General features: G+C 34.7%; 6 protein-coding genes. All 6 read left to right on the top strand.

Translation table 11 applies throughout. From position 1 onward, the window contains the following. Positions 1-631: 631 nt before the first annotated feature. The 6 genes from LO761_RS11475 (at position 632) to lepB (ending at position 7705) form a co-directional block, all read left to right on the top strand. Entirely contained in the window at positions 632-1678 is a 1047-nt protein-coding gene (locus LO761_RS11475) for a BF3164 family lipoprotein (protein ID WP_272818421.1), read from the top strand. A gap of 735 nt (positions 1679-2413) precedes the next feature. Next, positions 2414-3559, top strand: coding sequence for a 6-bladed beta-propeller (locus LO761_RS11470; RefSeq protein WP_272818420.1), 1146 nt, complete (start codon positions 2414-2416; stop codon positions 3557-3559). Between the two features lie 27 nt (positions 3560-3586). Further along, positions 3587-4600 (top strand): hypothetical protein, encoded by a 1014-nt coding sequence (locus LO761_RS11465; RefSeq protein ID WP_272818419.1) that lies wholly within the window; start codon positions 3587-3589, stop codon positions 4598-4600. A gap of 283 nt (positions 4601-4883) precedes the next feature. Then, entirely contained in the window at positions 4884-5918 is a 1035-nt protein-coding gene (locus LO761_RS11460) for a hypothetical protein (RefSeq protein ID WP_272818418.1), read from the top strand. A gap of 284 nt (positions 5919-6202) precedes the next feature. Further along, positions 6203-6760: a DUF1573 domain-containing protein gene (locus LO761_RS11455; protein WP_272818417.1), complete on the top strand. Its 558-nt coding sequence runs from the start codon at positions 6203-6205 to the stop codon at positions 6758-6760. Positions 6761-6817: 57 nt separating this feature from the next. Beyond that, a complete protein-coding gene (gene lepB / locus LO761_RS11450; protein WP_272818416.1) occupies positions 6818-7705 on the top strand; it encodes a signal peptidase I in 888 nt (295 codons plus the stop codon). Positions 7706-7794 lie beyond the last annotated feature (89 nt).

Below are 7794 nucleotides of genomic sequence, written 5' to 3'. Positions count from 1 at the left end.
TACTGCTTTGTCTGTTTGTCATTCTTTCAAAGATCGATGCGCTCCCTTGCGGAAAGCGGGTACAAAGGTAGAACAACTTTAAATAACACGCAAATCTTTTTATGCTTTTTTTTAACTTATTTCCATCTTACAATAACAATACGCTGATTCTCAATATGCTAGAGACGAAAAAGATTTCGGGAACGTGCCCGGAGAAGCAAAAGAAAATACGCGAACTGACGATCGCGGCATTGAAAAGACGCGCAAAGGAAGGATAAAAGCGATGAGCAGGGGGGCGCAAATCGTATTACCGCTAATGATATATTGAAGTGTTACACCAATAAAACAAATGTTTATACCATGAAATTACATCTCTTAACGCTGATAAACCTTTTTGTAATTTGCGAATAAATAATATCAAAATGATTTGGTCTATGGATTTTCTTTTATTATAATTGCAAAAGAGAAATGTATATATCATATATACATAAAAAGGAACGAAATCTCGATTGCTCACCACAACAACAAGATTTGCTCCCGTAATCTTAAGAAACGAGGATGGCATCAAAACCGAAACAAGACCTAAGTAATTGAGATGACTAAATAACTACAAGATCTTTTTCTGTTAAAAGTCTTTTAATCTAATTTCAAAATGAAAAAAAAGATATTTTCTATTGTTGCATTAATTGCATTCACCTGTATTTGCTCATGTTCGCATATCAAAACATTCAAAGATGCAAAGACTTTTGATTTTTCCGACTTTAAAGAGACAAAAGATTTGAAAGGGACTACATTAGAATTTGACAGTATAATAATGAGGCCTTCTTTAATTCTTACGCATGATTCTATATTACTAACTATCGAATACAACAGAGAGAAACTTGTTAACTTGTATAATTTGAGGACAAAAAAGATGGTTGGAGAAAAAATTACTCATGGACAAGGTCCAGACGATATGCTTATCCCCAAATTCATGAATAGCAATGACTCCCTATTGTTAATCTATGACGTTGGGACATCTACAGTCTTCGAATATGCATGGTTAGATTTTATTAATGATCCTAATCCTACACCATTGAACAAAGTGAAATTAGATACTCGGATATTCTTTGGATTGCAAAAAATATCCAATCACTATATCGGGAATAATTATATAAAGAGTAATCGGTTTACTTTGTTTGATAAGAATGGAAAAAATATTAAGGAATTCATTGCTTATCCATATGCTCCATACGCTATGACAAACGTTGAGAAAAGGGAAGCTTATAGTACAAGTTTGTTATCAAACGGGATTGATAAAATCGCTTTATTCTATAACGTAACCGATTTAATCGAAATATACGATATAAATGGAAATTTACAGAAGCGTCTTCATGGACCAAAACATTATCTTCCTCATTTCAAAGAACATAATGATGGAACTATAAGTAAAGCTTTGGCTGAAAAAGGGAACTTTGACACCTATTTCTCTCCAATAGATTGGGGAGACAAAATTATGGCTCTCTTCCAAGATACCCCTTATGATGAAACAAATCCAAATATAACTCCTAAACTTATGACGTTTTCATGGAAAGGTAAGCCTCTGACTGTATATAATTTGGATTGTTCTATCTTCACTTTTTGTATTAATAAAAAAACAAATAAACTATATGGAATTAGCAACAACCCGGAATTTCACATAGTTGAATTTAATTTATGAAAAGAATAAGATTACTATCTCTCTACCGGTATTCATTATAACATTATCATGCCAAATAATAAAGAGAATATTTGTTCTATTATTCAGGAATAGGAGAATAAAAGAAATAATTATCTGCCTTCTGATTACTTATTCAAAGTCATCAGTATAAACTCCCAAAATGATACGCATGAACCGAGTAACTCATGCGCATGAACCGAACAACTCATACGCATGAACCGGGCAACTCATACGGATCAGTTTTCATCTTCATACGCATCGGTATGCAAACTCCTCTTTATCATGGTTAACGCATTCCTTGCAAGTTAGTAAAATCATCAGATGACTTGGACAATTTTGCTTATAAATGTATTCTGAGAACAATCGGAATGGCAAATGTATCAAATATGCAACTATCATTCCTTACCATATAAGGGAGTTTATTTTTTGAATGATGATATATGGATCATCGTGTTATCACTAATGATATATTGAAGTGTTACACCAATAAAACAAATGTTTATACCATGAAATTACATCTCTTAACGCTGATAAACCTTTTTGAAATTTACGAATAAAAAATATCAAAATAATTTGGTCTATTGATTGTCTTTTATTATAATCGCAAAAGAAAAAAGTATAATTATTATACATAAAAAGGAACGAACTCTTGATTGCTTATCACAACAACAAGATCCGCTCCCGTAACCTTTAAGAAAGGAAAAATGCTCTCTGCGCATTTCAAAAGCACAAAATATGAAAGTAAAATTATTTACAGCATTTGGAATAGCATCCTTACTGCTCTCCTGTTCCCCGAAACAGCAAACTGATACTATAACGAATATCAACGTAACAACTACGGACGGGAGCAAGATATTTCTTTCGGAATATAGCAACAGCGTCTCGTATCTTCCACTGGAAACGAATGACTCATCATTAATTGGAAGAATTGAAAGGTTCAGAATATTTGGTAACAAACTGACAATAATAGCTAATAAATCACTGATGACATTTGATTTGAATTCCGGCAAATATTTGACTACTATCAGTAAAGTGGGAAATGCTCCGGACAACTATGTATCCATAGAAGACGCACTGATTGACACGAAGACTCACTATATTGAAATATTGGATTCGAATGGTGGCAAGATATGTATTTATAATGAAAAAGGTGAATTTGTCCGCTCTACTCCTATTCCTTTCAAGGCTTTCTCTTTCTATAAGATAGATGAACAGAACTATTATTTCAAGCAAAACGTGTGGGCGGCTGAACGGAAATCGACAGTGATACATTATAGTCTGAAAGACCAAAAGATAGAAAAACAGATACTTCCGTTCGATGAACATCTGGCCAAATATTATTACATTTTGGAGAAAAACAATTTCTCGATGCAAAGAGATAATTTACTATATTTCTCATGTCCTGTCGATACTATATATAATGTCCGCAATAACGCCATGGCAAAATTCCATTATGATTTTGGAAAGCAGACTGTGCCAAAATCTTTCTATGAGAAATCGTTTGCCGATATAATGGAATTTAACATGGAAGCAGAAAAATACGACTATGTATTCTATGCTCAAAACTTTGTATCGAACGATACTTATTTAATACTTTCATACCTTTATAAAGGAAAAACCTTTTTCAACTTCTATAATACCGATGCTGCACAAAGTCAGTCGGGCTGCATTATTTCAGATGATTTAAATAAACTGACAGATATGGAACTGAATCCGGATAATACAAATTACGCGATGAATAATAAATATCTGTATTATCTTATTACTCCCGATCAGTTCACTGAAATCACGAAAGACAATGAGTCACTTCTAAAAGTTATAGCAGATAATCAGATTACAGAACAATCCAATCCTATCTTAGTAAAATGCGAACTAAAGTAAAAAAAGATGCCTCCAAAATATTGTATTATGAAATACATTACTAATCTTTTTATTGCGGTTCTTTGTTGCATGGTTTACACTTGCACTAATCAGCAAGGTCAGGTAGACCGCCATTTATCCAAAAGGAACAAAATAGTTTATGTAAAAGATAAAATAAAGGGGATACCTATTGAAGATGTCTTAATTGGCAAAAACGGCTATCCATACATATTTGATAATTATTTGATTATCAAAGATCCCAGAGCTATCGATAAACTGATTAATGTTTTCGACGCAAAAACGTTTAAACTCCTTGGACGTACAGGAGATTTGGGACAAGGACCGAAAGAAATATCCATGTTGATGGATCTGTTTTGGAATAATGAAAAGAAAGAATTATACGCGATAGATACCGGAAGCCAAAATATCTATTCGTTTAACATAGACAGTGTGACAGACAATCCGAATTATCAACCGGACATTAAACAGAAAATCAATTCCGGTTCCTGTCCGTTGGAAATTAACTACGTGAATGATACCTTATCATACTGTCAAGCAGCCAATAAAGTCTCATCAAAACCAGTAATCTGGGAAGTGAGACTTGGAAAATATAATATGATTACAGGAGACTTAAAAGTTATAAAATACGATGGGCCGGATATGAATCCCAAAAGGGCTCGTGTCTCTGCTTCGGAGAAATACAAAAGGATTGTCGTATGTAGCAATCGCTTTGACATTATGTCCATATTGGACTTCAATGAAAAACTGATTTGTAATGTATATGGCCCCAACTGGAAAAAGCAAGCAGATGATATAGATCATTATAAAACAACCTTATTTTATAATGGGAAAATTCTTGCTTTATACAGCGGAAACAGACAGTCCGAACAAATGTACCCTACACAAGTCATTATCTATTCCCTTAACGGAGAGTATATCAAAACGCTCGACGTGGGCTATCAAATCGGCGCTGTTGCCGCAGATGAACAGAACCACCGATTGATATTCAGCTTTGATGATGATATCCAATTCGGCTACTTGGATTTGGATGGGATATTATAAAACAAATTGTACGTTAAGAAATTATTTAGCAAAAAAATATCAAAATGATTTGGTCTATGGATTTTCTTTTATTATAATTGCAAAAGAGAAATGTATATCATATATACATAAAAAGGAACGAAATCTCGATTGCTCACCACAACAAACAAGATTTGCTCCCGTAATCTTAATAAACGAGGATGGCATCAAAACCTAACTTAATTCTCAAAATGCCCTTTTATTGAAACGATACACATAAAAGGCAAAACAAATTTATTTTTTCAAGCTTTTTAATTTAAAGATCATGAAAACATATTTGATAACATTACTCTCTGTTTTTCTATTTGTAGCATGTAAAAACAACAATGAAGTAGAAAGAGTCAAAGACGTAGACTTTTCCGTAGTTACCAAAGGGCTTATGACAAGATTGCCCGGATATATGCACTACCAAGGAGATTACATAGAATGGGAAGACCCTATGTGCACGGAAAATATCGTACATATCATGAATCCTTCTACGGGAGAGGAAATTTCTTCATTTGGAAAAATAGGAGACGGACCGGAAGATTTTCCGACTCCTGATGTCAATCTACTATATAATAATGATATTCTCGTTTCCGATTTAAACGAACCCAAGGAATGTGTCATACATCTCGATCCGCTGAACAAAGGAAAAATCGTTGGTACAACATTTTCACAATCAAAAAATAATCTGTATCGGGAAAGAACCAAGTTTGTCAGTGTAGAAAAAAACACCAATATCCATTTCTGCCCGAGACTTCAACATCCCTTTGTCATTGAAAGCGAAGAGGGAATGGACTCCGTCGGTAACCATTGCATCGACTTGGACTTAGACTTAGACATGGATAGCAGATACAGTGTTTTCCAAGGGAATATGACCTATAATGACAAACGAAAAATTTTAGCTTATTCCGCTCATAAGACTCCTTATATATGTCTGTACAAATATTCCAATCACCAACTGACCAAACTGTTGGAACAAAAAGAAAAGGCAGAATACAATATAACAGACCATCAGCTGAAATTTAAAAAGGGAGCAAAAGAAGGAGACTCCGACCTTGCATTGTCAGAAAACTACGTTATCAGGCTTTTCCATGATATTCCGGTCGAAGGAAAAGATCCAACTCCATCGAATCCAAAATATATACCTCGTTCCCTGTACATTTGCGATTACGATTTAAATCCTGTCAAGATAATCAATTTTGATTTCCCATTATTGCGGATTGCCGCATGCGCAAAAGACGATATGCTCTATGCTGTCGCCGTTAATCCGGAATTCGATATAATCAAAATAGACCTAAATAAAATATGCAAGTAAGAATAAAAGAAATAGTTATCTGCTTTCTAATTTTATTTTGCCTAAATAATTGTAGTAAACAACCGAAAAGAGAACGTATTGTCCGGCAATGGATTGGGAAAGAAATAAAATTCCCAAATCAAACTTTTATCTTTAGCATCTCCAATAAAAGCTTCAATAAAAATAAGCCGTATAAAATACTAAAATGCATCGATCCCGAAGAATGTGTATCATGTAACTTACATCTTTATGAGTGGAAAAACTTAATTAAAGAAATGGATTCCACACCTATTTTAATATATGTCATGTCAAATGATATTGCATCTGTAGAGATAAAAGCAAGAAAAGAACAATATGATTATCCAATTTATATTGACAAACATGCAGAGTTAAAGGAATTGAATAAACTTCGCGACGAACCTGAATATAGAACTTTTCTGCTTGACAGCACCAATCGTGTAATCGCAATAGGAGATCCTATCCAGAATCCGGAAATTAAAAGGCTCTATCTCAATATCATTACCGGAAAAGCCCCAAGTCAGAAAGAAGAAATTCTTTCTACTACCATACTATTGGATAAACCATCTATTGATTTTGGAATATTTCCATGGAAAGAGGAACAAAAGGCAAAATTCATCATAAAGAATACGGGGAACGAATCGCTCGTAATAAAAGATATCATTACATCTTGTGATTGTACTACGGTAAGTTACAAAAAAGAACCTGTCCCACCAAACGAGAGCTTAGAAGTAGAAATAACCTTTAAAGCTGAACATCCCGAAGTATTCGAACGAGATATAACGGTATATTGCAATGCGGATAACGCTCCCGTTGAAGTTACAGTAAAGGGAGAAGCTAAGTAAAAGCATGCTATTCCGGTAGAAATCAGCCTCCCTCCAATAAATAAAATAGCAAACGCCATGAAAATAAAGTTCCAACACTGTATAGAATGGTTATACCGAATTTCCATCATCGCGCTGATTGGCATTGCCCTGTACTTCATTGGAATTATTTTTCTGTTTGCCTCGTTTTCCATTCCCAGTTCCTCAATGGAGCCTACCCTGATTCCCGGAGATAATGTGTTAGTATTGAAATGGCAATATGGTTCCCGCGTCTTTAATATAAACGACGCGATAGACCATCACCCTTTGAAAATACACCACCTGCCGGGAACAACAACGATTAAACGGAACGATATCGTAGTGTTTAACTTCCCGTATCCTGAAAAGAAAGACAGTATAGGATTCGACGTCTTACTGTATTACATTAAGCGATGTATCGCTCTGCCAGGTGATTCGCTATATATAAAAGACGGTTTCTATAATATAGCCGGATATGACGGTGTTTCGGGAAACCGGAAGAAGCAGTTGGAACTGAAAAGGATACTGAACGATTCGCTTCTTCTAAAAATAAACGGAGTGAGCATGAAAACTTTTCCTCAGGATTCCGCGTTGTGCTGGACATTAAAGAATTTCGGTCCGCTATATATTCCTGAAAAAGGAAAGACGGTTAGGTTATCGCATAAGGAATATGCGTTATATAAGAACTACATAGAATGGGAACAACGAAAAAAACTATATGAGCAAGGTTCTGCCTTTTTACTGAACGATTCTGTAATAACCGAATACTCTTTCCTAAAGAATTACTACTTTATGGCCGGAGATAACGCCATAGGATCGAACGACTCTCGCTACTGGGGACTGGTTCCCGAAGAATACATCGTAGGGAAAGTCTGGCGGATATGGAAGTCCGTTTACAAGATGAGCGGACGCATAAACCGGAGCAGAATTGGAAAGAAAATTGAATAAAACAGAAAACCTTCAACTAATAAAAAGGCTTTCGTAAAATGAAGATAAAATAAATTTGATTGTTAGAATGGATTATTTATATTTGTGAC

It is taken from the genome of Phocaeicola oris, assembly GCF_021295095.1.
GTDB classification, from domain to species: domain Bacteria; phylum Bacteroidota; class Bacteroidia; order Bacteroidales; family Bacteroidaceae; genus Phocaeicola; species Phocaeicola oris.
The sequence above is the reverse complement of the archived record's forward strand: the minus strand, read 5'-3'. Positions and strand labels throughout refer to the sequence as shown.